The organism is Piscinibacter defluvii (assembly GCF_004011805.1).
GTDB lineage: Bacteria > Pseudomonadota > Gammaproteobacteria > Burkholderiales > Burkholderiaceae_C > Piscinibacter > Piscinibacter defluvii.
The window spans coordinates 512,043-535,713 of sequence record NZ_RCHJ01000004.1; the positions used below are offsets into that span (position 1 = coordinate 512,043).

Annotated in this window: 24 protein-coding genes; 17 read left to right on the top strand and 7 right to left on the bottom strand. The window is 72.9% G+C overall.

Features of this window, described 5'->3' with window-relative positions; genetic code table 11:
- Positions 1 to 56: 56 nt before the first annotated feature.
- From D9C15_RS15020 to D9C15_RS15035, 4 genes are read right to left on the bottom strand one after another with little or no spacing between them, the layout of a single operon-like run.
- Complete coding sequence (locus tag D9C15_RS15020) at positions 57 to 809, bottom strand: lysophospholipid acyltransferase family protein (protein ID WP_240668415.1); 753 nt, start codon at positions 807 to 809, stop codon at positions 57 to 59.
- The gene (locus D9C15_RS15025; RefSeq protein WP_240668416.1) at positions 806 to 1,630 is read right to left on the bottom strand and encodes a MipA/OmpV family protein; all 825 of its coding nucleotides are present in this window, start codon (positions 1,628 to 1,630) and stop codon (positions 806 to 808) included. The genes D9C15_RS15020 and D9C15_RS15025 overlap by 4 nt, the downstream gene beginning before the upstream one ends.
- Complete coding sequence (locus D9C15_RS15030) at positions 1,621 to 2,580, bottom strand: chorismate transformation FkbO/Hyg5 family protein (protein ID WP_205854802.1); 960 nt, start codon at positions 2,578 to 2,580, stop codon at positions 1,621 to 1,623. The genes D9C15_RS15025 and D9C15_RS15030 overlap by 10 nt, the downstream gene beginning before the upstream one ends.
- Positions 2,577 to 3,926 carry an NAD(P)/FAD-dependent oxidoreductase gene (locus tag D9C15_RS15035; RefSeq protein WP_127998584.1) on the bottom strand — a complete coding sequence of 450 codons (1,350 nt, stop codon included), beginning with the start codon at positions 3,924 to 3,926 and terminating at the stop codon, positions 2,577 to 2,579. Before D9C15_RS15035 ends, D9C15_RS15030 begins: the two co-directional genes overlap by 4 nt.
- 113 nt (positions 3,927 to 4,039) lie before the next feature.
- Here D9C15_RS15035 and D9C15_RS15040 point away from each other — a divergent pair, with 113 nt between their 5' ends.
- From D9C15_RS15040 to D9C15_RS15050, 3 genes are all read left to right on the top strand, one after another.
- Positions 4,040 to 4,762, top strand: a complete 723-nt coding sequence (locus D9C15_RS15040; protein ID WP_127998586.1) for a phosphatase PAP2 family protein — start codon at positions 4,040 to 4,042, stop codon at positions 4,760 to 4,762.
- Positions 4,763 to 4,825: 63 nt separating this feature from the next.
- Positions 4,826 to 5,074, top strand: a complete 249-nt coding sequence (locus D9C15_RS15045; protein WP_127998588.1) for an acyl carrier protein — start codon at positions 4,826 to 4,828, stop codon at positions 5,072 to 5,074.
- 53 nt (positions 5,075 to 5,127) lie between these two features.
- Positions 5,128 to 6,330, top strand: a complete 1,203-nt coding sequence (locus D9C15_RS15050; protein WP_127998590.1) for a beta-ketoacyl-[acyl-carrier-protein] synthase family protein — start codon at positions 5,128 to 5,130, stop codon at positions 6,328 to 6,330.
- Here the strand turns inward: D9C15_RS15050 and D9C15_RS15055 are convergent.
- Positions 6,327 to 7,217, bottom strand: a complete 891-nt coding sequence (locus D9C15_RS15055; protein ID WP_127998592.1) for an Fpg/Nei family DNA glycosylase — start codon at positions 7,215 to 7,217, stop codon at positions 6,327 to 6,329. The genes D9C15_RS15050 and D9C15_RS15055 overlap by 4 nt on opposite strands.
- A 35-nt stretch (positions 7,218 to 7,252) precedes the next feature.
- Here D9C15_RS15055 and D9C15_RS15060 point away from each other — a divergent pair, with 35 nt between their 5' ends.
- Positions 7,253 to 8,890, top strand: coding sequence for a peptide chain release factor 3 (locus D9C15_RS15060; protein ID WP_127998594.1), 1,638 nt, complete (start codon positions 7,253 to 7,255; stop codon positions 8,888 to 8,890).
- Here the strand turns inward: D9C15_RS15060 and D9C15_RS15065 are convergent.
- Together D9C15_RS15065 and D9C15_RS15070 are read right to left on the bottom strand one after the other, a co-directional pair.
- The gene (locus D9C15_RS15065) at positions 8,829 to 9,593 is read right to left on the bottom strand and encodes an RES family NAD+ phosphorylase (RefSeq protein ID WP_127998596.1); all 765 of its coding nucleotides are present in this window, start codon (positions 9,591 to 9,593) and stop codon (positions 8,829 to 8,831) included. The genes D9C15_RS15060 and D9C15_RS15065 overlap by 62 nt on opposite strands.
- Positions 9,590 to 9,997, bottom strand: coding sequence for an antitoxin Xre/MbcA/ParS toxin-binding domain-containing protein (locus D9C15_RS15070; RefSeq protein WP_127998598.1), 408 nt, complete (start codon positions 9,995 to 9,997; stop codon positions 9,590 to 9,592). Before D9C15_RS15070 ends, D9C15_RS15065 begins: the two co-directional genes overlap by 4 nt.
- A gap of 79 nt (positions 9,998 to 10,076) precedes the next feature.
- Between D9C15_RS15070 and ubiA the strand changes: the two genes are divergently transcribed.
- From ubiA to D9C15_RS15135, 13 genes are all read left to right on the top strand, one after another.
- Positions 10,077 to 10,949, top strand: coding sequence for a 4-hydroxybenzoate octaprenyltransferase (ubiA, locus tag D9C15_RS15075; protein ID WP_127998600.1), 873 nt, complete (start codon positions 10,077 to 10,079; stop codon positions 10,947 to 10,949).
- A 158-nt stretch (positions 10,950 to 11,107) separates the two neighbouring features.
- The gene (gene atzF, locus D9C15_RS15080; RefSeq protein WP_127998602.1) at positions 11,108 to 12,883 is read left to right on the top strand and encodes an allophanate hydrolase; all 1,776 of its coding nucleotides are present in this window, start codon (positions 11,108 to 11,110) and stop codon (positions 12,881 to 12,883) included.
- A 17-nt stretch (positions 12,884 to 12,900) separates the two neighbouring features.
- Complete coding sequence (locus D9C15_RS15085; RefSeq protein WP_127998604.1) at positions 12,901 to 14,508, top strand: ABC transporter substrate-binding protein; 1,608 nt, start codon at positions 12,901 to 12,903, stop codon at positions 14,506 to 14,508.
- Between the two features lie 3 nt (positions 14,509 to 14,511).
- Positions 14,512 to 14,721, top strand: a complete 210-nt coding sequence (locus tag D9C15_RS15090; RefSeq protein WP_127998606.1) for a DUF4089 domain-containing protein — start codon at positions 14,512 to 14,514, stop codon at positions 14,719 to 14,721.
- The gene (locus D9C15_RS15095; RefSeq protein ID WP_127998608.1) at positions 14,718 to 16,103 is read left to right on the top strand and encodes an AtzE family amidohydrolase; all 1,386 of its coding nucleotides are present in this window, start codon (positions 14,718 to 14,720) and stop codon (positions 16,101 to 16,103) included. The genes D9C15_RS15090 and D9C15_RS15095 overlap by 4 nt, the downstream gene beginning before the upstream one ends.
- Positions 16,104 to 16,113: 10 nt before the next feature.
- Positions 16,114 to 16,509: an oxalurate catabolism protein HpxZ gene (hpxZ, locus tag D9C15_RS15100; protein WP_240668417.1), complete on the top strand. Its 396-nt coding sequence runs from the start codon at positions 16,114 to 16,116 to the stop codon at positions 16,507 to 16,509.
- Between the two features lie 13 nt (positions 16,510 to 16,522).
- Entirely contained in the window at positions 16,523 to 17,662 is a 1,140-nt protein-coding gene (locus D9C15_RS15105) for a BMP family ABC transporter substrate-binding protein (protein WP_127998613.1), read from the top strand.
- Positions 17,663 to 17,678: 16 nt separating this feature from the next.
- Entirely contained in the window at positions 17,679 to 18,785 is a 1,107-nt protein-coding gene (locus D9C15_RS15110; protein WP_127998615.1) for an ABC transporter permease, read from the top strand.
- Positions 18,778 to 19,704, top strand: coding sequence for an ABC transporter permease (locus D9C15_RS15115; protein WP_127998617.1), 927 nt, complete (start codon positions 18,778 to 18,780; stop codon positions 19,702 to 19,704). Before D9C15_RS15110 ends, D9C15_RS15115 begins: the two co-directional genes overlap by 8 nt.
- A gap of 5 nt (positions 19,705 to 19,709) precedes the next feature.
- Positions 19,710 to 20,405, top strand: coding sequence for a biuret amidohydrolase (biuH, locus tag D9C15_RS15120; RefSeq protein ID WP_205854803.1), 696 nt, complete (start codon positions 19,710 to 19,712; stop codon positions 20,403 to 20,405).
- Between the two features lie 4 nt (positions 20,406 to 20,409).
- Positions 20,410 to 21,999, top strand: a complete 1,590-nt coding sequence (locus D9C15_RS15125) for an ABC transporter ATP-binding protein (protein ID WP_127998620.1) — start codon at positions 20,410 to 20,412, stop codon at positions 21,997 to 21,999.
- Entirely contained in the window at positions 21,996 to 22,658 is a 663-nt protein-coding gene (locus D9C15_RS15130; protein ID WP_127998622.1) for a cysteine hydrolase family protein, read from the top strand. Before D9C15_RS15125 ends, D9C15_RS15130 begins: the two co-directional genes overlap by 4 nt.
- Positions 22,655 to 23,671 carry an ABC transporter permease gene (locus tag D9C15_RS15135; RefSeq protein ID WP_205854804.1) on the top strand — a complete coding sequence of 339 codons (1,017 nt, stop codon included), beginning with the start codon at positions 22,655 to 22,657 and terminating at the stop codon, positions 23,669 to 23,671. The genes D9C15_RS15130 and D9C15_RS15135 overlap by 4 nt, the downstream gene beginning before the upstream one ends.

Consider the following 23,671-nt stretch of genomic DNA (forward strand, 5'->3'; position numbering starts at 1 on the left):
GACTACCCTCCGCACTGCGTGCTCCGGGATTCGCGCTTGGGAACGGCCCGGCGCGCTCATGGCGTCGGGTCGGCCGGCGGGCGCACGCCGGCAGCGAAGTGGGCCTCGAGTCGCGCCAGCAGCGCAGCGTAGTCGTCCTGCGGCGCGAAGCGCTCGCCCAGCCGCACCGAGAACACGATCGGCAGCGGCGGCAGCCGCCACAGCGGCCAGCCCTTGCCGAGGTAGGGCGAGTCGGTGTCGATGAACACGGCCTGGATCGGCGCGCGGGCGAGCTTGGCGATCAGCGTCACGCCCGGGCGGAACGGGTTGATCGGCGCGCGCGTGGTACGCGTGCCCTCGGGGAACATCACCAGCTGGCCGCCCTCGCGCAGGTCTTCCACCGCGGCGCGCACCATCGCGTGGCCGGTGTCGTTGCGGATGTAGCGCGCCAGGCGCGCGCCCGGGCCGAGCAGCGGGTTGCGCATCAGGCTGGCCTTCATCACGCAGGCGCTGCGCGGCAGCCGGCCGACCAGCATCAGCGCATCGAGCATGCTCGGGTGGTTGGCCACCACGATCAGGCCGGGCTCGTCGCGCAGCGGCTCCAGCGCCTGCGAGTGCAGCCGCATCATGCCGGCGCGTTCGGCGACGTTCCAGAACCACTGGTAGCCGCGCGCGATCGCCGCGCGCCCGAGGCGCCGCCCGCGCTCGCGCGACAGCAGCGGGTACAGCAGCAGCGCCACCAGGTTCCAGCCCAGCGAGGCCAGCCCGAGCAGCAGCAGCATGGCCTGCAGCGCGATCCAGCGGTAGGCGGTGCGAACCGCGCCGATCACCGACCGCGCTCCGGCGGCACGTCGACCGTGTCGCCGGAGGCCGCGAAGATCCACGAGACGGCCGCGCCGAAGGCCAGCTGGTGGCGGCTGCGCACCAGCGGGCTCGGCTCGAAGGCCGCGCCGGCGACGCTGTCGGCGCGCACGAACGCGCCGAGCCAGAACTGCCCGATGCGGCGCGAGGCGCCCAGGGTCAGCTGCCAGCCGGCCCGCCCGGCGCCGGCGCGATAGGCCGGACGCGCGGTGGTGGCGAACGCCGGCGCCACGTCGTAGTAGTAGGCATGCAGGCGCCGGTCGCCCCACAGCGGGCCGGCCTGCATGCCCAGGTCGACCAGCCGCGTGGCGAGGTCGAGGTTGAGCACCGGCGTGGCCGACCAGCCGATGTGGCGCGGCTTCGACTCGAGCGTCATCACCGCACGCACCGGCACGCGCAGGTCGACCTTCCAGTCGGCGCCGCGCGCCAGGTTCAGGTTCAGCTTGGGACCGAACTCGACGGTCGGCGCGAGGTCGGGCATGCCCTGGCGCGCCGTGTTGTCGCGGCTGCGGGTCGGCGCGCTGGCGCCGACGCTGAAGTCGAAGTCGAGGCGCTCGGTGTCGAGCAGCACGGCGCGTGCGCCGTCGCGGTCGGCGCGCAGGATGTTGCCGCGGTAGACCAGGTAGGGCACCGGCAGCAGCCAGTTGTCGGCCTGGTCCGAGCCGCGGTAGTGCGGCATGCGCAGCGCGGCCGCGCCCATGCCGAACTCCCACAACGGGCGCGTCTCGGCGGCCGCCGGGGCCGCGGCGGCGCCGAGTGCCGCGAGCAGCAGGCCGGCGCCTAGCCGCACAGCTCGCCCTCCGCCCGCGCATGCGCCTCGATCTCCAGCAGCAGCTCGCGGCGGCAGATGTCGGCCTGCACGTAGACCGCGTTCGCTGCGGCCCGCGAGGAGGCACCGAGCGCGGCAACGAGCCCGGCGCGCACCGGCTCGAGGTCCGCCGGGTCGCGCAGGTAGACGGTGCAGTCGAGCTGCTCGAGCGCGAAGCGCGCCGTGCTGCGCGCTCGCGCCGCGTCGACCACCGCGCGCAGGTTGGCGAGTGTCTCGGCCAGCTGGGCGCTCACGTCGCCGGGGTGGCACGAGGCCTCGCCGACGATGCTGGCGGTGCCGGAGACCAGCAGGTCGACCTGGCCGGTGCCGTCGGCCGCCAGCACGGCACGCGAGAAGGTCGGGCTGCGCGGCCCGAACCGTTCCGAGTAGCGCCAGGCCGGCACCTGGCGCGGGTTCTCGAGCGCCAGCGCCGGCTGCCGGCCGGCCAGGAAGCGGATCGACAGCGGCCCGCCGCGCGCGCCGAGCGCGCAGGCCGCCGGCGCGCCCTCGAACGCGGCATGGCCGGCCTCGAGGAAGGCGCGCTGCCGGCCGATGTTGAACTGGCGGTAGCGCTCCAGCCCGGCCTCGTCGTCGTTGATGCGCGGCACGAAGTTCCAGACGCGCTGCAGCGCCGGGTAGCCGGCCTCCTGCAGCGCGGCGAACAGCGCGCGGTAGGCGCGCCAGGTCGCCTGCTCCAGGCCGAGCCCGGCCTCGTCCACGTCGAGCCGGCCGAACAGGCGCTGCCCGTCCGCGCACCAGTGCAGGTCGCCGAGCCGGCCGCGGCGCAGCGCAGCGCGGGCCGGCCAGGCGTCGATGCGCCCGCCGGCCGGTGCGAGCAGCGGCAGGTCGACCGCGATCTCGGCCGGCGCGGACGCACCCCAGCCCAGGGCGCCCAGCGGCGGGGCGTCGGCGGCGACCCGGGCCGCCGTCATGGGTTCTGCGCCAGGACGTTCTCGCCCTTGACGGCGCCGACGTCGCGGATGTTGTGCCGGCGCGCCCGCCAGGCGAGCCAGGTGCGCGGCAGCGCGAGCAGCGAGCCGAGGTAGTAGATGCCCTTGAAGACCGCCAGCGAGGCCCAGATCGGCGTGCGGCCGAAGATGTCGCCGGCCAGCAGCGACAGCACGGCCTCCTTGGTGCGCAGCGGGTTGCGCGGGTGCATGAACAGCTCGCGCATCGCCGGGTTGGTCATGCGGTAGATGAACCACGAGAACTCGCGCGGCCCGCGCCGCATGTGCGCGTCGAAGCGCCGGCGCGCCGCCGCGGCCTCGGCCGGGCGGTCGAGGCAGGTGGCCACCACCTCGGCGCCGACGAAGGCGCTGGCCATCGCCAGGTACACGCCCGAGGAGAACACCGGGTCGACGAAGGCGTAGGCGTCGCCCAGCAGCAGGAAGCGCTCGCCGTGCGAGCGGCTGGCGCTGTAGGCGTAGTTGCCCGTGGCGTACACTGAGTTGCCGACCAGCGTCGCGCCCTCCAGGCGCGCGGCCAGCGCCGGGCACATCGCGATGGTGTCGGCGAAGAAGGCATCGAGCGGCTTCTCGCGCGACTTCAGGTAGTGCGGCCAGCACACGGCACCGACACTGGTGCTGCCGTCGGCCAGCGGAATGAACCAGAACCAGCCGTGCTCGAACCAGAAGATGCTGATGTTGCCTTCCAGCTTGCCCTCGAGCCGGCGGGCGCCGGTGAAGTGGCCGAACAGCGCGGCGCTGTTGTGCTTCGGGTTGCGGCGCTTCCAGTCGAACTGATTCGCGAGCAGCGTGTCGCGACCGCTGGCGTCGATCACGAAGCGGGCGCGCCAGCGCCGCGGCGTGCCGTCGTCGAGCTGCGCCTCGACGTCCGCGCCGTCGGCGTCGAAGGCCACGCGGCGCACCTTGCAGCCTTCGTGCAGCCTCGCGCCGCAGGCGCCGGCGTGGCGGAACAGGATCTCGTCGAACTCCGAGCGGCGCACCTGCCAGGCCATCGGCATGGACTTGTCCCAGGCGTCGGCGAACTCGACGAAGCTGTGGTGCCGGTGCTGCGGCGAGGCGAACTCGACGCCCCACTTCGGCATGCCGATCTTCTCGATCTGCGCGCGCACGCCGAGCCGCTCGAACAGCGGCAGGTTGGCCGGCAGCAGCGACTCGCCGATGTGAAAGCGCGGGTGGTGGTCCTTCTCGAGCAGGCGCACGTCGCGGCCCTGGCGCGCCAGCAACGCGGCGACCGTCGCGCCGGCCGGGCCGCCGCCGATGACCACGACGTCGCAGGCCTCGCACGCAGGGGTCGAAGAAGTCGCCGGGCTCATGGGTGCGGGATTCGGTGCGTTCGGGAGTCGGCCGCCGGGGGCGGGGCGGGTGTCCGCGCGGCGACGCGCGGAGCACCACACAGGGCTGGTGCGATTATCGCAAAGTCGTTTTCATGAATCCCTCCCTCGACTCGCTCGAACGCCTGCAGCCGTGGACGGCCGAGATCGGGCGGCGGCTGCGGCGCTGGCTGTGGCTCAAGGTGAGCGGCGTGAGCGCCTTCATGTGGCTGTTCTTCATCGGCTACTTCCACCTGCTGCGCCATCCGGCGTACCCGGTGACCGAGATGCCGCTGACGGCGCTGGACCGGCTGATCCCGTTCCAGCCCGAGGCGCTGGCGGCCTACCTGACGCTGTGGCTGTACGTCGGCGTCGCCCCGGGGCTGCTGCTGCGCCTGCGCGAGCTGGTGGTCTACGGGCTGTGGGCGGCGGCGATGTGCCTGGTCGGCCTGGCCTGCTTCTACTTCTGGCCCACGCGCGTGCCGCCGCTGACGATCGAAGTGCTGCAGTACCCGGGCTTCGCCCTGCTGCGCGGCGTGGACGCGGCCGGCAATGCCTGTCCGTCGCTGCACGTGGCCGGCGCGACCTTCAGCGCGGTGTGGATCGACCACCTGCTGCGCCACGCCCGCGCGCCGCTGGCGCTGCGGCTCGGCAACGCGGCCTGGTTCGCCGTGATCACCTGGTCGACCGTCGCGATCCGGCAGCACGTGGTGCTCGATGCCGCGGCCGGCGCGCTTCTGGGCGGCATCTTTTCACTCGCTTCGCTGCGCTGGCGTCCCTATCGCGACGCCTATCGCAGCGCGCCGCGCGAAGCGGCTATCATGATTCCCGTCCGCTAGCCACTGACGGACGGGAGGCCGGGCGCCGCGGAGGGTGTCCGGGGAGAACGACGGATAGACGCGATGAGTTCGATCGAGGAGCTGCAGCAGCTGATCCAGGCGAAGTACGGCATCGACCCGTCCACGCTGGATCCGAAGGCGTCGATGCGCGAACACGGCATCGATTCGCTGGCCCTGGTCGAGTTCCTGTTCGCGGTGGAAGACCATTTCGGCTTCGCCGTGCCCGACGAACATGCGCACATCGACACGCTGGCCGACCTGGCGGCGGTGATCGACAGGCTGCGCGCCGCGCGCACGGCCCAGGCCGCCTGACGCCGCCCCCGGCCGCCGCCGCGAAGGCCCGCCGACCTCCCGAGAAGGACCCGTTGAACCGCATTGCCGTCACCGGCCTGGGCGTGGTCTCGCCCCACGGCGATTGCCCCGACGGCCTGTTCGACGCGCTGCTGCAGGGCCGCTCGGCCATCGCGCCGGTGTTCCCGGAGCTGGCCCGGCCCGCCGCCGCGGCCAGCGTGGACTTCGATGCCAGCCGCTGGTTCACCAAGCTGCAGCTGGCCGGCGTGGACCGGGTCAGCCAGCTGGCCGTGGCCGCCGCCGGGCTGGCGATGCAGGCGGCCGGCGCGGCCGAGGCCGCCGCGCCCGAGCGGCGTGGCGTCTACATGGGCTGCGGCATGGGCGGCGCGGCGGCCCTGGAGGCGGCCTACCGCGGCGGCAGCCGCGTGCCGCCGCTGACCATCCCCGCCTTCATGCCCAACGCGCCGGCCGCACACATCGCGATGCGCCACCAGGCCCGCGGCCCGGTGCTGACCTATTCGGTGGCCTGTGCATCGTCGTCGGTAGCGATCGCCGAGGCGGCCAAGGCGCTGCGCAGCGGCGAGGTCGACCTGGCCATCGCGGGCGGCGCGGAGTCGCTGATCGTGCCCGGCGTGGTGCTCGCCTGGCAGGCGATGCAGACGCTGGCGGGCTTCGCGCCCGGCGAGGCCGCCTCGTGCTGCCGGCCGTTCGCGGCCGACCGCAGCGGCTTCGCCCTCGGCGAGGGTGCGGCCTGCCTGGTGCTCGAGCCGATGGACAAGGCACGCGCGCGCGGCGCCACCATCCATGCCGAGCTGGCCGGCTGGGGCCTGAGCTGCGACGCCAGCCACCTCACCAAGCCCGATGCCGAGGGCCAGCGCCGCGCGATCGCCGCGGCCCTCGCGCTGGCCGGCCTGGCGCCGGGCGACGTGGGCTACTGCAACGCGCACGGCACGGCCACGCGCGTGGGCGACCCGATCGAGCGCGAGGCCCTGGCCGCCGTCTGGGGCGAACACCTCGACGGTCTGCGCGTGAGTTCGACCAAGTCGATGCATGGCCACCTGCTGGGCGGCGCCGGCGCGCTCGAGGCGGTGATCACGGTGCTGGCGCTGCGCCGGCGCGAGCTGCCGCCCAACGCGTTCTGCCGCGAGGTCGACCCGGCCTGCCGGCTCAACCTGGTGACGCAGGGCGATGCCGATGCGCCGCGCCTGGAGGCGGCGATCAGCAATTCCTTCGCCTTCGGCGGGACCAACTCGGTGCTGCTGTTCCGGCGCGGCTAGTCCAGATCGTCGACGCGCCGCGGCCAGCTGTCCTTCAGCAGCCGCGACAGCACCCGGTCCGCGAGCAGCCGCCCGTCGGTCTGGCAGCGGGCGCAGTAGTTGGTCTCGTTGTCCGCATGCACGATGCGCTGCACCGGGCTGCCGCACACCGGGCAGGGCTGGCCGAAGCGGCCATGCACCGCCATCTCCGGGCGAAACGCGGTCACCTTGTCGGGCCAGCCACCCCGTGCGGCGGCCTCGGCGCGCAGCCGGTCGGTCCATTCGGCCAGCACCGCACGCACGGCCTCGTGCAGGCGGGCGACTGCCGCATCGTCCAGGGTGCGGGTCAGCGCCAGCGGCGAGAGCCGGGCGCGGTGCAGGATCTCGTCCGAGTAGGCATTGCCGATGCCGGAGAACAGCGCCGGGTTCGTCAGCGCACGCTTGAGGGTGTGGTTCGCGCTGCGCAGGCGCTCGGCGAAGGCCTGCGCTTGCGCTGCGAACACGTCGATGCCGCCCGGGTCGGCCGCGGCCAGTGCGCTGCGGCCGGCCAGGAGATGCAGCGCCGCGCGGCGCTGGGTGCCGGCCTCGGTGAGCACCAGGCTGCCGGCATCGAACTCGAACACCGCGAGTGTGCCCTTGCCGCCCGGCTTGGCGCCGGCCGGGCGCCAGTGCAACCGGCCGGCGATCATCAGGTGGACGACGAGGAACAGCTCGCCCTCGAGCGCGAGCACCACGCGCTTGCCGAGCCGCTCGACACCGAGCACGCGCCGCCCCTCCACCGTGGCGATCGGCGGCACGGCGGTACGCAGCAGGAAGGGGTTGAGCAGCCGCAAGCGCTGCAGCGTGGCGCCGCGCAGCCTGGTGGCCAGGTTCTCGACGTAGACGGTGATGTCCGGCAGCTCCGGCATCCGGCCAGTGTGCCAGCGGCGCGGATAATCCTGCGATGTCCGAACTGACCCCGCAGGTGCGCCGGCGCCGCACCTTCGCCATCATCTCGCACCCCGATGCGGGCAAGACCACGCTGACCGAGAAGCTGCTGCTGTTCTCCGGCGCGATCCAGATCGCCGGCAGCGTGAAGGCGCGCAAGGCCTCGCGCCACGCCACCTCGGACTGGATGGAGATCGAGAAGCAGCGCGGCATCTCGGTGGCCAGCTCGGTGATGCAGATGGAGTACCGCGACTGCGTCATCAACCTGCTCGACACGCCGGGCCACCAGGACTTCTCCGAGGACACCTACCGCGTGCTGACCGCGGTGGACGCGGCGCTGATGGTGATCGACGCGGCCAACGGCGTGGAGCCGCAGACGCGCCGGCTGCTGCAGGTCTGCCGCGCGCGCAACACGCCCATCCTCACCTTCGTCAACAAGATGGACCGCGAGGTGCAGGAGCCGCTCGCGCTGCTGGACGAGATCGAGCGCGAGCTGGGCATGTCGGTCGTGCCCTTCACCTGGCCCGTCGGCATGGGCAAGGTGTTCGGCGGCGTGCTCGACCTGCGCCGCGACCAGATGCGCGTGTTCTCGCCCGGCGAGGACCGGGTGAAGGAAGGCGGCGACGAGATCATCGACGGCCTCGCCAACCTGGCGCTGGCCGAGCGCTTCGGCAGCGCCTACACCCAGGCGGCCGGCGAGGTGGAGCTGGTGCGCGAGGCCGCGCCGGCCTTCGACGAGCGGCAGTTCCTCGACGGCCACCAGACGCCGATGTTCTTCGGCTCGGCGATCAACAACTTCGGCGTGCAGGAGGTGCTGGACGCGCTGGTCGAGCTGGCGCCGCCGCCCGGCGCGCGCCATGCCATCCAGCGCGAGGTGAAGCCCGACGAGCCGAAGTTCAGCGGCGTGGTCTTCAAGATCCAGGCCAACATGGACCCGGCGCACCGCGACCGCATCGCCTTCGTGCGCGTGGCCTCGGGCCGCTTCGAGCGCGGCATGAACCTGAAGGTGGTGCGCTCGGGCAAGACGCTGCGGCCCAACACCGTGGTGACCTTCATGAGCCAGAAGCGTGAGCTGCTCGACGAGGCCTTTGCCGGCGACATCATCGGCATCCCGAACCACGGCGTGCTGCAGCTCGGCGACACGCTCACCGAGGGCGAGGCGCTGCAGTTCACCGGGCTGCCGTTCTTCGCGCCGGAGATGTTCCGCACCGTCGAGGTGGCCGACCCGCTGAAGACCAAGCAGCTGCGCGCCGGGCTGACGCAGCTCGGCGAGGAGGGCGCCATCCAGGTGTTCCGCCCGGTCGGCGGCTCGATGCTGCTGCTCGGCGCCGTCGGCCAGCTGCAGTTCGAGGTGGTGGCGCACCGGCTCGAGCACGAGTACGGCTGCAAGGCGCGCATCACCCCGGCGCGCTACAACGTGGCGCGCTGGGTCACCTGCGACACCGGCGAGGGCGCTGCCGCGGACGAACGCGAGCTCAAGCGCTTCATCGACGGCAACGCGCACCGCGTGGCCCACGACGCGGTCGACGCGCCCTGCGTGCTGCTCGAATACGCCGGCGAGCTGCGCGCGATGCAGGAGAACTGGCCGAAGATCAGCTTCCACGCCCTGCGCGAGCACGCGGGGCTGGTGTTCCAGAAGCAGCTGGAGGCGTAGCGGGCTCGGGCTCGGGCTCGAAGGCCAGTTCGAGCCGCTCGTCGCCGTGGCGCATCAGCGCGCGCGTCGGGCCTACCTTGCAGACCCAGGTCTCCAGCGGCACCGGCTCGGCCAGGCGCAGGGCCAGCGGGTCCAGCACCGCGCCGTTGCGGCCGCCGCGCACGCGCGCCGAGGCGTAGCGGATCCACTGCACGCCCGCCTCGTGCGCCTGCGCTGCCAGCGCCTGGCAGGCGCTGTAGTCGCTCGGGTGCGTCCACTCGGCGGCACGCGCCGACCAGGGCACGCGGGTCAGGTCGATGCAGCGGCCGCGCACCTCGGCCGGGAACAGGCTGTGCTCGGTGACCAGCTCCTGCGTGCGCAGCCCGTCGCTGTCCATCAGGAAGCGCCAACGCCAGTGCGCCACCTCGGCGCAGGCGGTCAGCTTCTCCTCGGCGCCGTACCACAGGCCCGGGTCTTCCGCGCGGCGAAAGCGCGAGGCCTGCGGCGAGCGGTAGCGAAACGGCGTGGCGATCAGGTAGGGCAGCGTTGCCGCCGCGGGCGGCAGCGGCGGCTTGCTGCGCTCGAGGATCTGCTCCAGCACGTCCTGCTCGGCCAGGCTGTCGGCCAGTTTCATGGTCGCCACCAGGTGCTGCGCCTCGACGGCGCGCCACAGGCGCCGCGCCAGCGTGCGCACGCCGGCAGCCAGCGGCTGCGCAGCCGTCACAGCGGCGCGCGCATCGCGTCGAGGTAGGCCACCACCGCCACCAGCCCCTGCGCCGAGCGGATCAGCTCGGCCGGCACGCCGTGCAGGGCACGGTTGGAACTGCGCATCCAGTCGAGCCGGCGCTGCGCGTCGTGGCCGACCAGCGCGTCGAGCGAACGGAACAGCCGCACCAGCAGGGCCGCCAGCTCGCCGGCCTTGGATTCCGGCGCCAGCCCGCGCTCGCCGCGCAGGATGCGCGACACCGTGGCCTCGCTGGCGCCAATCACCGCTGCCAGCGCGCTGCCGTTGAGCCCCAGCAGCTCGGCGGCACGTGCCGTCGCCTTGGCCAGCACGGCGGACGGGTCGGGCGCCCCACGCGCCGACAGTGCGGCCGGCGGGTGGGCGGAGGGGCGTTGGGCGAGCATCGCAACGTTCTTTCTGCTGAAAGACTAGCAGACATATCGTTCTACCGCAACCATGCCCCGCCGGCGCGACAATCCGCCCATGGCCAGCCACACCCTGCCGCACCGCCTGTCGATCTACCTCGACCTGATCCGCTGGAACCGCCCCGCCGGCAGCTACCTGCTGCTGTGGCCCACGCTGTCGGCACTGTGGTTCGCCGCCGGGGGTTCCCCGGGCTGGCACCTGCTCGTGGTGTTCGTGCTCGGCACCTTCCTGATGCGCAGCGCCGGCTGCGCCGTCAACGACGTGGCCGACCGCGACTTCGACCGCCACGTCAAGCGCACCGCGCAGCGCCCGGTGACCAGCGGCCTGATCCGCGGCCGCGAGGCGCTCGGCGTCGGCGCCGTGCTGGCCTTCGCCGCCTTCCTGCTGGTGCTCAGCACCAACCTGGCGACCGTCGCCTGGAGCGTGGTGGCACTGGCGGTGTCGATCTTCTACCCGTTCACCAAGCGCTTCTTCTCGATGCCGCAGGCCGTGCTGGGCGTGGCCTTCAGCTTCGGCATCCCGATGGCGTTCGCCGCGGTGCAGGGGCAGGTGCCCGCCTTCGCCTGGTGGCTGCTGCTGGGCAACCTGTTCTGGGTGCTGGCCTACGACACCGAGTACGCGATGGTCGACCGCGACGACGACGTGAAGATCGGCATCCGCACCTCGGCGATCACGCTCGGCCGCTTCGACGTGGCCGGCGTGATGGCCTTCTACGCCATCTACCTCGGCTCCTGGGCGCTGCTGGGCCTGCAGGCCGGGCGCGGGCCGGCCTACCTCGCCGGCATCGCGCTGGCCGGCGGCATCGCGGCCTGGCACTTCACGCTGATCCGCACGCGCACGCGCGAAGGCTGCTTCCGCGCCTTCCGGCTCAACCACTGGGTCGGCTTCGTGGTGTTCGCCGGCCTGGTGGCCGACCTCGCGCTGACCTAGGCCGCCCCGCGCGGCGCCCCCGTTCGGCGCGCCGTCGCGCGCTGCTGGTGCGCCGGGCCGGGCGCACCGGCCGGCGTTCTCCTCGCATCGCCCGGTGAACGAGGCGCTGGCACGCTTGATGCTGGACACCTGCTTGTATACCAACAGGTGCACCAAAAGTGGCGTCCCCGCTCACCACCCTGGCCGACTGGCAGCAGGCCTACCGCGACGGCGCGTCGCCCGCGGCGCTGCTGCCGGCGCTGCGCGAACGCCTGGCGGCGCGCGGCGACGACCCGGCGGTGATCCACCTGCTCGGTGGCGCGCCGATGCAGGCGCGGCTCGAGGCGCTGCGGGCCCTGGAAGCCGCCTGCCCCGACCGCGCCGCGCTGCTGCGCGCCCATCCGCTGTGGGGCGTGCCCTTTGCGGTGAAGGACAACATCGACGTCGCCGGCGCCCCCACCAGCGCTGCCTGCCCGGCCTTCGTGCACACCGCCGAGCGCAGCGCCGAGGTGGTGCGCCGGCTCGAGGCGGCCGGCGCCGTGTGGATCGCCAAGACCAACCTCGACCAGTTCGCCACCGGGCTGGTGGGCACGCGCTCGCCCTATGGCCGGCCGGCCAGTGTCGCGGCGGCCGACCGCATCAGCGGCGGCTCGAGCTCCGGCTCGGCGGTGCTGGTGGCGCGCGGCGACGTGCCGTTCGCGCTCGGCACCGACACCGCCGGCTCCGGGCGCGTGCCCGCCGGCTTCAACGGTCTGGTCGGGTTCAAGCCCACGCCCGGGCGCGTCAGCACCGCCGGCGTGCTGCCGGCCTGCCGCAGCCTGGACTGCGTCTCGCTGTTCGCCCACGACGTCGACGCCGCCGCCGCGCTGCTGGCGCTGGTCGAAGGGCCGGACGGGGCCGACCCGTACAGCCGCTTCGCCACCGGCCCGGCGGCCTGGCCCGAGGCGCTGCGCGTGGGCGTGCCGGCGCATCCGTTCTTCTTCGGCGACGCCGGCTACGAGGCCGCCTGGCCTGCCGCGACCGCCCGGCTCGAGGCACTCGGCCACCGCGTGGTGCCGCTGGACTTCACCGTGCTGCACGAGGTGGCCGCGCTGCTCTACGAGGGCCCCTGGGTGGCCGAGCGGCATGCGGTCGTCAAGGCACTGCTGGCGCGCCAGCCGGAGGCGCTGGATGCGACGGTGCGGCGCGTGATCGAGCGTGCGCGCGACTTCGACGCCACCGCCACGTTCGAAGCGCAGTACCGCCTGCGCGATCTGGCCGTGCGCGCCGCAGCCCTGTGGCAGCAGGTCGACGTGCTGATGGTGCCCACCACCACCGGCCACCCGCGCTTCGCCGAGGTCGATGCCGACCCGGTGGGCGTCAACAGCTCGCTCGGGCGCTACACCAACTTCGTCAACCTGCTCGACTGGTGCGCGCTGGCCGTGCCGGCCGGGCACACGCCGGCGGGCCTGCCGTTCGGCGTCACCTTCGTGGCGCGCACGCACCACGACGCGGCGCTGGCGCGCTTCGCACGCCGCTGGCAGGGCCTCGCAGCGCCGCTGCCGCTGGCCTGGCCGCGCAGCGAACCGAGCCTGCCGATCGCGGTGGTCGGTGCGCACCTGTCCGGGCTGCCGCTGAACGGCCAGCTGCTCGAACGCGGCGCGACGCTGCTCGAGGCCACCACCACCGCGCCGCGCTACCGGTTGCATGCGCTGCCCGGCACGGTGCCGCCCAAGCCCGGACTGGTGCGCGACGAGGCGCGCGGCCGTGCCATCGCGCTCGAAGTCTGGGCGATGCCCGAGCGTGCGGTCGGCAGCTTTCTTGCATTGATCCCCGCGCCGCTCGGCCTGGGCTCGATCGAACTGGCCGACGGGCGCCGTGTGCACGGCTTCCTCTGCGAGGCACATGCCGTCGCCGAGGCCCCCGATGTCAGCGCGTTCGGCGGCTGGCGCGCCTACCTCGAATCCCGGCACTGATCACGGAGCGCGAACGCATGGACCGTCGTCGATTCCTCCAGACCGGCAGCGCCGCGGCGGCCCTCGCGGGCCTGCCGCATGCGGGCCATGCGCAGGCGCGCCCGAAGGACGTGCTGCTGGTGGCCAACGAGTTCGGTCCGAATTCGCTGGACATCCACACCGTGGGCGCCAACCGCCCGAGCTACGGCGTGAGCTGGCTTTGTTACGACCGGCTGATGACCTACGGGAAGAAGACCCTGCCCGACGGCCGCGTCGTCTACGACCGCAACAAGCTCGAGCCCGAGCTGGCCGAGAGCTGGCAGCTGGCGCCGGACGGCAACTCGGTGCTGTTCAAGCTGCGCAAGAACGCAACCTTCCACGACGGCACGCCGGTCACCGCGAAGGACGTCAAGTGGAGCTTCGACCGCGCGGTCACCGTGGGCGGCTTCCCGACCTTCCAGATGGCCGCCGGCTCGCTCGAGAAGCCCGAGCAGTTCGAGGTGGTCGACGAGCACAGCTTCCGCGTCAGGTTCCTGCGCCGCGACAAGCTGACGATGAACGACCTGGCGGTGCCGGTGCCGTGCATCTTCAACAGCGAACTGGTGAAGAAGAACGCCACCGCGGCCGACCCCTGGGGCCTGGCCTGGACGCGCAACAACACCGCCGGCGGCGGCGCCTTCAAGGTCGAGGCCTTCCGGCCGGGGCAGGAGATCGTCTACGTCCGCTTCGACGGCTGGAAGAGCGGCCCGGCCCCGAAACTGCGCCGCATCGTGCAGCGCGAAGTGCCCAACGCGGGCAACCGGCGCGCGCTGCTGCTCAAGGGCGACATCGACATCACCTACGACCTGCCGCCGAAGGATTTCTCCGAGCTCTCGAAGGAGGGCGGCAACGTCAAGGTGACCAGCACGCCGATCGAGAACGCGATGTTCTACCTCGGCATGAACGTGACGAAGCCGCCGTTCGACAACGTCAAGGTGCGCCAGGCCGTGGCGCTCGTGCTGCCCTACGACAAGCTGTACGACCACGCGCTCTACGGCCGCGCCATCAAGCTCTACGGCGCCCCCGGGCGCGAGGTGAAGAGCACCGCCTGGCCGCAGCCCACCGGCTACGCGACCGACCTCGCCAAGGCCCGCGCGCTGATGGCCGAGGCGGGCGCCGGCGCGGGCTTCGAGACCACGCTGAGCTTCGACCTCGGCAGCGGCACCGTCAGCGAGCCGATGGCGGTGCTGATCCAGGAGTCGCTGGCGCAGATCGGCATCAAGGCGCAGATCAACAAGATCCCCGGTGCCACCTGGCGCGCCGCGCTGCTGAAGAAGGACCTGCCGATGGTCATCAACCGCTTCGGCGGCTGGCTCGACTTCCCGGAGTACTTCTTCTTCTGGTGCTACCACGGCCAGAACGCCGTGTTCAACACGATGAGCTACCAGAACGCGAAGCTCGACAAGGTCATCACCAACGCGCGCTTCGCCGAGAGCAAGACGCTGTACGACTCCTTCGTCAAGGAGATGATCCAGATCGCCTACGACGAGGTGCCGCGCGTGCCCCTCTTCCAGCCGACCATGGACGTGGCCATGCAGAAGGACGTGCAGGGCTACATGTACTGGTTCCACCTGCAGCCGGACTACCGGCAGCTGTTCAAGGCCTGAGCCGTGTTGACGTCGCAGCAGGCCGAGGCCCTGATGACCGCGAGCGCCGCGGCGCTCGATCTGCATCTCTTCGCCGAGCACAAGCCGGGTGTCGTGCACTACCTGGTGCTGGCCTCGGGCATGGCCGACCTGGTGATGGGCCAGGCACTCGGCATCGAGGACGAATCCGGCGCGGTCTTCGAGCCGGTCGCGCCGCGGGGGCCGGCGGCATGAAGGCGGTCGAGATCGCGGCGCAGGTGCGCAGCGGCGCGCTCTCGGCCACCAGCGCGGTGAGCGCGAGCCTGGGCCTGATCCAGGCCGCCGAGCCGCGCGTCAACGCCTTCACCGCGGTGCTGGCCGAGCGCGCGCTCAAGCGCGCCGCGCAGATCGACAAGCACACCCGGCGCGCCGAGCTGTCGCTGGCCGGCGTGCCCTTCGCGGTGAAGAACCTGTTCGACCTCGCGGGCCTGCCCACGCTGGCCGGCTCGAAGATCGAGCGCGAGGCACCGCCCGCCGCGCGCGACGCGCTGCTGGTGCGCCGGCTCGAGGCGGCCGGCGCGATCTGCGTCGGCGCGCTCAACATGGACGAGTACGCCTACGGCTTCAGCACCGAGAACAGCCACTACGGTCCGACGCGCAACCCGCACGACCCGGCGCGCATCTCGGGCGGCTCCTCGGGCGGATCGGCCGCCGCGGTGGCCGCCGGCGAGGTGCCGCTGAGCCTGGGCTCGGACACCAACGGCTCGATCCGCGTGCCCTCGTCGCTGTGCGGCACCTTCGGCCTGAAGCCAACCTACGGCCGCCTGCCGCGCCTGGGCAGCTACCCGTTCGTTGCCAGCCTCGACCACCTCGGCCCGTTCGCGCGCAGCGTCGCCGACCTCGCCGTCGCCTACGACGCGATGCAGGGCCCGGCGCCCGACGACCCGCACTGCGCACGCCGCCCCCCCGAGCCCACCCGCACGCAGCTCGACGCGCGTGCCGAAGGCCTGCGCATCGCGGTGCTCGGCGGCTGGTTCCGCGAGATGGCGCTGCCCGAGGCGACCGGCGCGGTCGACGCGGTCGCGCAGGCGCTCGGCACCACCCGCCTCGTCGAACTGAAGGACGTGGACCGCGCGCGCGCCGCCGCCTTCCTGATCACCAACGCCGAAGGCGCGAACCTGCACCTGGCGGACCTGCGCAAGCGGCCGCAGGACTTCGAGCCGCTCTCGCGCGACCGTTTCCTCGCCGGCGCGCTGCTGCCGGCGGGCTGGGTCGTGCAGGCGCAGCGCGTGCGCCAGGCCTTCGCGCGCCAGCTCGCGCGGGTGTTCGAGACGGTCGACGTGCTGCTCGCGCCGGCCACGCCCTGCGTCGCGCCCGTCATCGGCACCGAGTGGATCGAACTGAACGGCCAGCGACTGCCGGCGCGCCCGAGCCTGGGCCTGCTGGCGCAACCGATCTCCTGCATCGGGTTGCCGGTGGTGACGGTGCCGCTGTGGGGCATGAACCCGCAGCTGCCGCACCTGCCGATCGGCGTGCAGGTCATCGCCGCGCCCTGGCGCGAGGACCATGCGCTGCGTGTCGCCGCCGAACTCGAGGCACTCGGCCTCGCGCACGCGCCGGTGGCCGCGCTGGACTGAAGGACGCGCCGTGGAGATCAACCTCCCCGAGGTGCACGCCGAGGTCAGCGCGATCTTCGCGCTGTACGAACGCGCCCTGACCGGCAACGACGTCGCGCTGCTCGACGAACTGTTCTGGGACTCGCCCCACACCGTGCGCTACGGCGTGGCCGAGAACCTCATCGGCATCGAGGCGATCCGCGCCTTTCGCGCCGCGCGCCCGAGCGCCGGGCTCGAGCGCAGCCTCGAGCGCACCGTGATCACCACCTACGGCCGCGACAGCGCGACCGCGATGACCGAGTTCGTGCGCGGCAATCGCCACGGCCGCCAGAGCCAGACCTGGGTGCGCTTCGCGCTGCCCGGGCACGGCGGCTGGCGCGTCGTCGCCGCGCACGTGAGCCTGCTGCCCGAACCCGTGACCGCCTGACGAGGAGAACCTCATGTCGAAGAAGACGCTCATCCATGCCGACACCGACGACCTGCGCCGCCGCCTGCTGGCCGGCAGCGCGCTGGCCGCCGGCTCGCTGCTGCTGCCCGGCGCGCTGCGCCGCGCCCAGGCGCAGACGCCGATCGTCGTCGGCGTGATCTACGTCGGCCCGCGTGGCGACTTCGGCTACAACCAGGCGCAGGCGGCGGCCGCCGCGGCGATCAAGAAGCTGCCCGGCGTGAAGGTGGTCGAGGAGGAGAACGTGCCCGAGACCACGGCCGTGCAGAAGACCATGGAGGCCATGATCAACCAGGACAAGGCCTCGCTGATCTTCCCCACCTCCTTCGGCTACTTCGACCCGCACATGCTGAAGATGGCCGAGAAGTACCCCAAGGTGCGCTTCGCCCATTGCGGCGGCCTGTGGACGCAGGGCAAGCACCCGGCCAACACCGGCAGCTACTTCGGCTACATCGACGAGTGCCAGTTCCTGGCCGGCGTGGTGGCGGGCTTCACGAGCAAGAGCAAGAAGCTCGGCTTCATCGCCGCCAAGCCGATCCCGCAGGTGCTGCGCAACATCAACGCCTTCACGCTCGGCGCGCGTTCGGTCGACCCGGCGTTCACGACGCGCGTGATCTTCACCGGCGAGTGGTCCATGCCGGTCAAGGAGGCCGAGGCCGCCACCAGCCTGATCGACCAGGGGGCCGACGTGCTGACCTGCCACGTCGACAGCCCGAAGGTGATCATGGAAACGGCCGAGAAGCGCGGCATCTTCTGCAGCGGCTACCACGCCAGCCAGGCCGCGCTCGCGCCCAAGGGTTACCTGACCGGCGCCGAGTGGGACTGGTCCACGCCCTACGGCGCGCAGATCAAGGCGGCGCAGGGCGGCGCGGCCATGCCCAACTTCCTGCGCGGCGGGCTGAAGGACGGCTACGTGAAGATGTCGCCCTACGGCGCCGCGGTGGGCGCACCGGCCAAGGCCAAGGCCGACGAGATCAAGGCCGCGATGATGAAGGGCGGCTACGTCATCTTCAAGGCCGGCATCAAGGACAACAAGGGCAACGTCGTCGTCGCGAAGAACCTCGACCAGTTCGACCCCGAGCTCGAGAAGATGAACTACCTCGTCGAAGGGGTGGTCGGCGCGATTCCCGGCTGAGCCTGCGGCGCCTGCGATGAGCAGCATCCCGATGCCGGCCGGCGCGCCGGTGGCCGCCCCCTCCGCAGCGCTGGCGAGGCTGCGCGCCACGCTCGACGCGCTGCTGCCGGCGCTGGCCGCGCTCGCGCTGACGGTGGGGCTGTTCTCGCTGGCCGTCGCGCTGGCGGGCTACAACCCGCTGGAGGTGTGGGGCCTGATCGTGCAGGGCGGCTTCGGCGACGCGTTCGCGTGGCAGAACACGCTGCAGCGCGCCGCGCCGCTGGTGCTGACCGGCCTGGCCGTGGCGCTGCCCGCGCAGGCCGGCCGCGTGATCATCGGCAACGAGGGTGCGCTGGTGCTGGGCGGCCTTGCGGCGGCGGCGCTCGGCAACCTGCTCGCCACGAGTTCGCCGCTGGTCGTCTGGCCGCTGATGGCCCTGGCCGGCATGGCCGCCGGCGGGTTGTGGATCGGCATCGTCGGCTGGCTGCGCGAGAGACGCGAGGTCAACGAGACGATCGCCAGCCTGCTCATGTCGTTCATCGCGATCGCGCTGTTCAACCAGTGCGTCGAGACCGTGCTGCGCGACCCGGCGAGCCTGAACAAGCCCTCGACCAAGCCGCTGCCCGACGCACTGATGCTGCCGCCGCTGCCGGGCCTGGACGTGCACTGGGGCCTGGTGCTGGGCGTGCTCGCCGCGCTGGCCGCCTGGGGCGTGATGCGCTTCACCCCGCTCGGCCTGGCGTTGCGCGTGGCCGGCGGCAACGCCCGCACCGCGCTCGGCGTCGGCCTGCCGGTGGGCGCCCTCACCATCGGCGCCTGCGCCGCCGGCGGCGCCTGCGCGGGCCTGGCCGGTGCGGTGGAGGTGGCCGCGGTGCACGGCGCGGCCAACGCCTCGCTGATCGCAGGTTATGGCTACAGCGGCATCCTGATCGCGTTCGCCGCACGCTTCTCGCCGGCCGGCGTGATCCCGGTGGCGATCCTGGTCGGCGGCATCGCCGCCAGCGGCAGCCTGCTGCAGCGCCGGCTCGGGCTGCCCGACGCCTCGGTCACCGTGCTGCTCGGCTTCGCCTTCGTCGCGCTGATCGGCTGCGAGACGCTGCGCGGGCGTTCGCTGTTCGGAGGAAGCGGAGGTCGCCGTGGGTGATGCCAACGCACTCGGCTGGTGGGGCGTGCCCCTGGCCATTCTCGGCGGCGCGATCCGCGTCGGCACGCCGCTGCTGTGGGTGAGCCTCGGCGAGACGGTCACCGAGAAGGCCGGCCGCATCAACCTCGGCCTCGAGGGCACGCTGCTGATGGGCGCGATGACGGCCTTCGGCGTCTCGCTCGCCTCGGGCCTGCCCTGGCTGGGCGTGCTCGCCGCGGCGTTCGTCGGCCTGCTGCTCGGCGCACTGCACGGCGCACTGTGCAGCCTGCCGCGCGTGAACGACACCGCGATGGGCATCGCGCTGATGCTGGCCGGCTCGGGGCTCGCGTTCTGGCTCGGCAAGCCGCTGATCCAGCCGAGCGCGCCGGGGCTCGCGCCGGTCGCGCTGGGCAACTGGTCCGACATCCCTGCGGTGAAGGCCGCGCTCGGCATCAACCCGCTGTTCGTGCTCGGCCTGGTGCTCGCGTTCGCCACCTGGTGGGCGCTCGGCCACACCCGCTTCGGCCTGCGCCTGCGTGTGGTGGGCGACAGCGAGAACGCGGCGCGTGCCTTCGGCCTCTCGCCGGCCGCCTACCGCGTGATCGCCACCGCCTTCGGCGGCGCCTGCGCCGGGGTCGGCGGGGCCTCGCTGTCGCTCGTCTACCCCGGCGCGTGGAGCGAGGCGCTGTCCAGCGGGCAGGGCGTGATGGCGGTGGCGCTGGTCATCTTCGCCCGCTGGGACCCGCGCCGCTGCGTGCTGGCCGGGCTGCTGTTCGGCGGCGCCAGCGCCATCAGCCCGGCGCTGCAGGCGCTCGGCTACAGCCAGGGCTACTACCTGCTCGCGGCGCTGCCCTATGTGCTGACGCTGGCGCTGCTGGTCGGCCTGGGCAAGCCCGGCCCGCGCCACGGCGCGCCGGGCGAACTCTCCCTCAACCGGTGATGGCCATGACGACGTTCAAGCCCGTCGACGCGAACCCCTACGCCTGGCCCTTCGACGGCCGGTGGTCCGCCGCGGACACCGCGCTGGTGGTGATCGACATGCAGACCGACTTCGTCGGCCTGGGCGGTTATGTCGACCGCATGGGCTACGACCTGTCGGCCGTGCGCGCGCCGATCGTCCCGATCTCGACGCTGCTGGAGCGCGCCCGCGCGCTCGGCCTGCACGTGATCCACACCCGCGAGGGCCACCGCCCGGACCTGACCGACCTGCCGGCCAACAAGCGCTGGCGCTCGCGCCAGATCGGCGCCGCCGGTGTCGGCATCGGCGACCCCGGCCCCTGCGGCCGCATCCTGGTGCGCGGCGAGCCGGGCTGGGAGATCATTCCCGAGCTCGCGCCGCGGCCCGGCGAGCCGATCATCGACAAGCCCGGCAAGGGCTCCTTCTGCGCGACGGATCTGGAGCTGCTGCTCACCCTGCGCGGCATCCGCAACCTGATCCTGACCGGCGTGACCACCGACGTGTGCGTGCACACGACGATGCGCGAGGCCAACGACCGCGGCTTCGAATGCCTGATCGTCAGCGACGCCACCGGCGCCACCGATGCCGGCAACCATGCCGCGGCGCTGAAGATGGTGACGATGCAAGGCGGCGTGTTCGGCGCGGTGGCCGCGTCGGCCGCGATCCTCGCGGCGCTGGGGTGACGGCATGAGCCAACTGATCCCGCCCCAGGTCGAGGCGACCGGCGCCGCCAAGGTCGAGATGCTGCACTTCAGCAAGCGCTTCGGCGCGCTGCAGGCGCTCGACGACGTGTCGCTCACCGTCGAGGCCGGCAGCTTCCATGCGCTGTTGGGCGAAAACGGCGCCGGCAAGTCCACGCTCGTCAAGTCGCTGATCGGCTTCTACCGCGCCGACAGCGGCACCGTGATGGTCGACGGCCGCGAGCGCGAGATCGCGAGCCCGCGCGACGCCGCGGCACTCGGCCTCGGCATGATCTTCCAGCACTTCACGGTCGTGCCCGGCATGACGGTGGCCGAGAACCTGGCGCTGGCGCAGCGCGAACTCGGCGCGGTGATCGACTGGCGCGCCGAGCGGGCGAGCCTGGCGGAATTCATGAAGGCCGCGCCCTTCCCGCTGGCGCTCGATGCGCGCGTGGCCGAACTCGCGGCCGGCGAGAAGCAGAAGCTCGAGATCCTGAAGGCCTTGTACGCGAAGCGGCGCTTCCTGGTGCTGGACGAACCGACCTCGGTGCTCACCCCGCAGGAGGCCGACGAGGTGCTCGGCCGCGTGCGGCAGATGTGCCGCGAGGGCCAGCTGAGCGTGCTGATCATCACCCACAAGTTCCGCGAGGTGTTCGGCTTCTGCGACGAGGTGACGGTGCTGCGGCGCGGCCAGCGCACCGGCGGCACCGCGGTGCAGCTGACCACGCGCGACGAGCTGGCCGGCTGGATGATGGGCGTGGCCACCGACGCGGCGGCCATTCCCGCCTCCGCGCCCGCACCGGCGCGCACCGTGCCGGCCGTGGCGGCCGGCACGGCGCCGCGGCTGGCGGTGGAGCAGCTCGTCGTGCCCGGCGCCGAGGGCCGGCGCGCGATCGACGGCCTGAGCCTCGCGGTGCAGCCGGGCGAGATCCTCGGCGTGGCCGGTGTCTCGGGCAACGGCCAGCGCGAGCTGGTGGCCGCCCTCACCGGCGCGCTGCCCTGGACGAGCGGCGAGGTGCGTGTCGACGGCCAGCCCTATCGCCCAGTGCGCGCCCAGATGCAGCGCTTCGGCGTGCGCAGCCTGCCGGAGGAGCCGCTGGCCAACGCCTGCGTCGGCAAGCTGGCGGTGGCCGAGAACCTGGCGCTGCGCAACTTCGACCGCCGCCCGCTGGCCCGCGGGCCGTGGCTCTCGCGCGCCGCGATGCACCGCCAGGCGCTGGCGCAGATCGAGGCCTACCGCGTCAAGACGCCTGGGCCGGACGCCCCGATCGAGACGCTCTCCGGCGGCAACGTGCAGCGTGCGGTGCTGGCGCGTGAACTCGCGGAAAGCCCGCGACTGCTGATCGTCGCCAACCCCTGCTTCGGGCTCGACTTCCAGGCCACCGCCGAGATCCACGCGCGGCTGCGCGCCGCGCGCGACGGCGGCGCCGGCGTGCTGCTGGTCAGCGAGGACCTGGACGAGCTGCTCGCGCTCGCCTCGCGGCTGGTGGTGCTGTCGCACGGCCACGTGGCGCTCGAATGCCCGACCGCGAATGCCGACATCGGCGCGATCGGCCGTGCGATGGCAGGTGACACCGCCCATGCCGAGGCCGCATGAAGACGATCGCCGCCCGCCCCTACGAGTACACCTTCGACCCGGCCCACACCGCGGTCGTGATGATCGACATGCAGCGCGACTTCCTCGAGCCCGGCGGCTTCGGCGCGATGCTGGGCAACGACGTCTCGCAGCTCGCCGGCATCGTGCCCGCGTGCGCGCGGCTGCTCGCCCTGGCCCGCGCGCAGGGCATGACGGTGATCCACACCCAGGAGGCGCACGACCCGCAGCTGGCCGACTGCCCGCCCGCCAAGCGCGCGCGCGGCCGGCTCGAGTGCGGCATCGGCGACCGCGGGCCGCTCGGCCGCGTGCTGGTCGAGGGCGAGCCGGGCGCCTGGTTCGTGAGCGAGCTGCTGCCACAGCCGGGTGACATCGTGCTGCGCAAGCCCGGCAAGGGCGCCTTCCACGCCACCGGGCTCGACGCCATCCTGCACGGCCGCGGCATCACCCACCTGCTGATCGGCGGCGTCACCACCGAGGTCTGCGTGCAGACCACCATGCGCGAGGCCAACGACCGCGGCTACGACTGCCTGCTCGTCACCGACTGCACGGCGAGCTACTTCCCCGCGTTCCACGCCGCGGTGGTGGAGATGGTGGTGGCGCAGGGCGGCATCGTCGGCTGGGCCGCGCCGCTCGCGGCGGTCGAGGCGGCCTTCGCATGATGCTCAAGGTCGCGGCCCGGCGCCTGCTCGGCGCGCTGCCCAACCTGGCCGGCGTGGTGGTGATCACCTTCCTGCTCACCCGCGCGCTGCCCGGCGACCCGGCGGCCTTCTTCGCCGGCGGCGCGGCGACGCCCGAGGCGATCGAGCAGGTGCGTGTGCAGCTCGGGCTGGACAAGCCGCTGCCCGAGCAGTTCTTCCGCTACATCGCCGACCTGGCGCGCGGCGAGCTCGGCACGTCCCTCACCACCGGGCAGCCCGTGCTGCAGGAGCTGCTGACGCGCCTGCCGGCCTCGCTCGAGATGGTGCTGCTCGCGCTCGCGCTGGCCTGCGCGGTGGCGCTGCCGCTGGGCGTGCTCGCGGCCACGCGCCCGGGCTCGTGGATCGACCAGCTGTGCCGGCTCGTCACCACCGCCGGCGTCTCGCTGCCGACCTTCTTCACCGGGCTGGTGCTGGCCTACGTCTTCTACTTCCTGCTCGGCTGGGCGCCGTCGCCGCTCGGGCGGCTCGACCCGATGTGGTCGCCCCCGCCCACCGTCACCGGGCTGTACCTGGTGGACGCGGCGCTGGCGGGCGACGCGGCGCTGTGGTGGGCCTGCTTCCGGCAGCTGATCCTGCCCACCGTGACGATGGCGATCTTCGTGCTCGCGCCGATCGCGCGCATGACCCGCGCCTCGATGCTCGCGGTGCTGGGCAGCGACTTCGTGCGCACCGCCCGCGCCGCCGGGCTGGCGCCGCGCACCGTGCTCGTCACCTACGCGCTGCGCAACGCGCTGCTGCCGGTGGTGACGACGCTGGGCATGGTGTTCGGCTTCATGCTCGGCTCGAGCGTGGTGATCGAGAAGGTGTTCGGCTGGCCGGGCGTGGGCAGCTACGCGATCGACGCGCTGACGGCCAGCGACTACGCGCCGATCCAGGGCTTCGTGCTGGCGATGGGCGTGCTGTTCGTGCTGCTGAACCTGGCGATCGACCTGCTCTACACGCTGATCGACCCGCGTGTGAGCCTGGAGGGCTGA

Bases quoted from the DNA above. Each gene is read 5' to 3' on its own strand.
- D9C15_RS15030 (WP_205854802.1), bottom strand. From the start codon at position 2,580: ATGACGGCGGCCCGGGTCGCCGCCGACGCCCCGCCGCTGGGCGCCCTG.
- D9C15_RS15035 (WP_127998584.1), bottom strand. From the start codon at position 3,926: ATGAGCCCGGCGACTTCTTCGACCCCTGCGTGCGAGGCCTGCGACGTC.
- D9C15_RS15040 (WP_127998586.1), top strand. From the start codon at position 4,040: ATGAATCCCTCCCTCGACTCGCTCGAACGCCTGCAGCCGTGGACGGCC.
- D9C15_RS15045 (WP_127998588.1), top strand. From the start codon at position 4,826: ATGAGTTCGATCGAGGAGCTGCAGCAGCTGATCCAGGCGAAGTACGGC.
- D9C15_RS15055 (WP_127998592.1), bottom strand. From the start codon at position 7,217: ATGCCGGAGCTGCCGGACATCACCGTCTACGTCGAGAACCTGGCCACC.
- D9C15_RS15060 (WP_127998594.1), top strand. From the start codon at position 7,253: ATGTCCGAACTGACCCCGCAGGTGCGCCGGCGCCGCACCTTCGCCATC.
- D9C15_RS15070 (WP_127998598.1), bottom strand. From the start codon at position 9,997: ATGCTCGCCCAACGCCCCTCCGCCCACCCGCCGGCCGCACTGTCGGCG.
- ubiA (WP_127998600.1), top strand. From the start codon at position 10,077: ATGGCCAGCCACACCCTGCCGCACCGCCTGTCGATCTACCTCGACCTG.
- D9C15_RS15085 (WP_127998604.1), top strand. From the start codon at position 12,901: ATGGACCGTCGTCGATTCCTCCAGACCGGCAGCGCCGCGGCGGCCCTC.
- D9C15_RS15095 (WP_127998608.1), top strand. From the start codon at position 14,718: ATGAAGGCGGTCGAGATCGCGGCGCAGGTGCGCAGCGGCGCGCTCTCG.
- D9C15_RS15105 (WP_127998613.1), top strand. From the start codon at position 16,523: ATGTCGAAGAAGACGCTCATCCATGCCGACACCGACGACCTGCGCCGC.
- D9C15_RS15110 (WP_127998615.1), top strand. From the start codon at position 17,679: ATGAGCAGCATCCCGATGCCGGCCGGCGCGCCGGTGGCCGCCCCCTCC.
- biuH (WP_205854803.1), top strand. From the start codon at position 19,710: ATGACGACGTTCAAGCCCGTCGACGCGAACCCCTACGCCTGGCCCTTC.
- D9C15_RS15125 (WP_127998620.1), top strand. From the start codon at position 20,410: ATGAGCCAACTGATCCCGCCCCAGGTCGAGGCGACCGGCGCCGCCAAG.
- D9C15_RS15130 (WP_127998622.1), top strand. From the start codon at position 21,996: ATGAAGACGATCGCCGCCCGCCCCTACGAGTACACCTTCGACCCGGCC.
- D9C15_RS15135 (WP_205854804.1), top strand. From the start codon at position 22,655: ATGATGCTCAAGGTCGCGGCCCGGCGCCTGCTCGGCGCGCTGCCCAAC.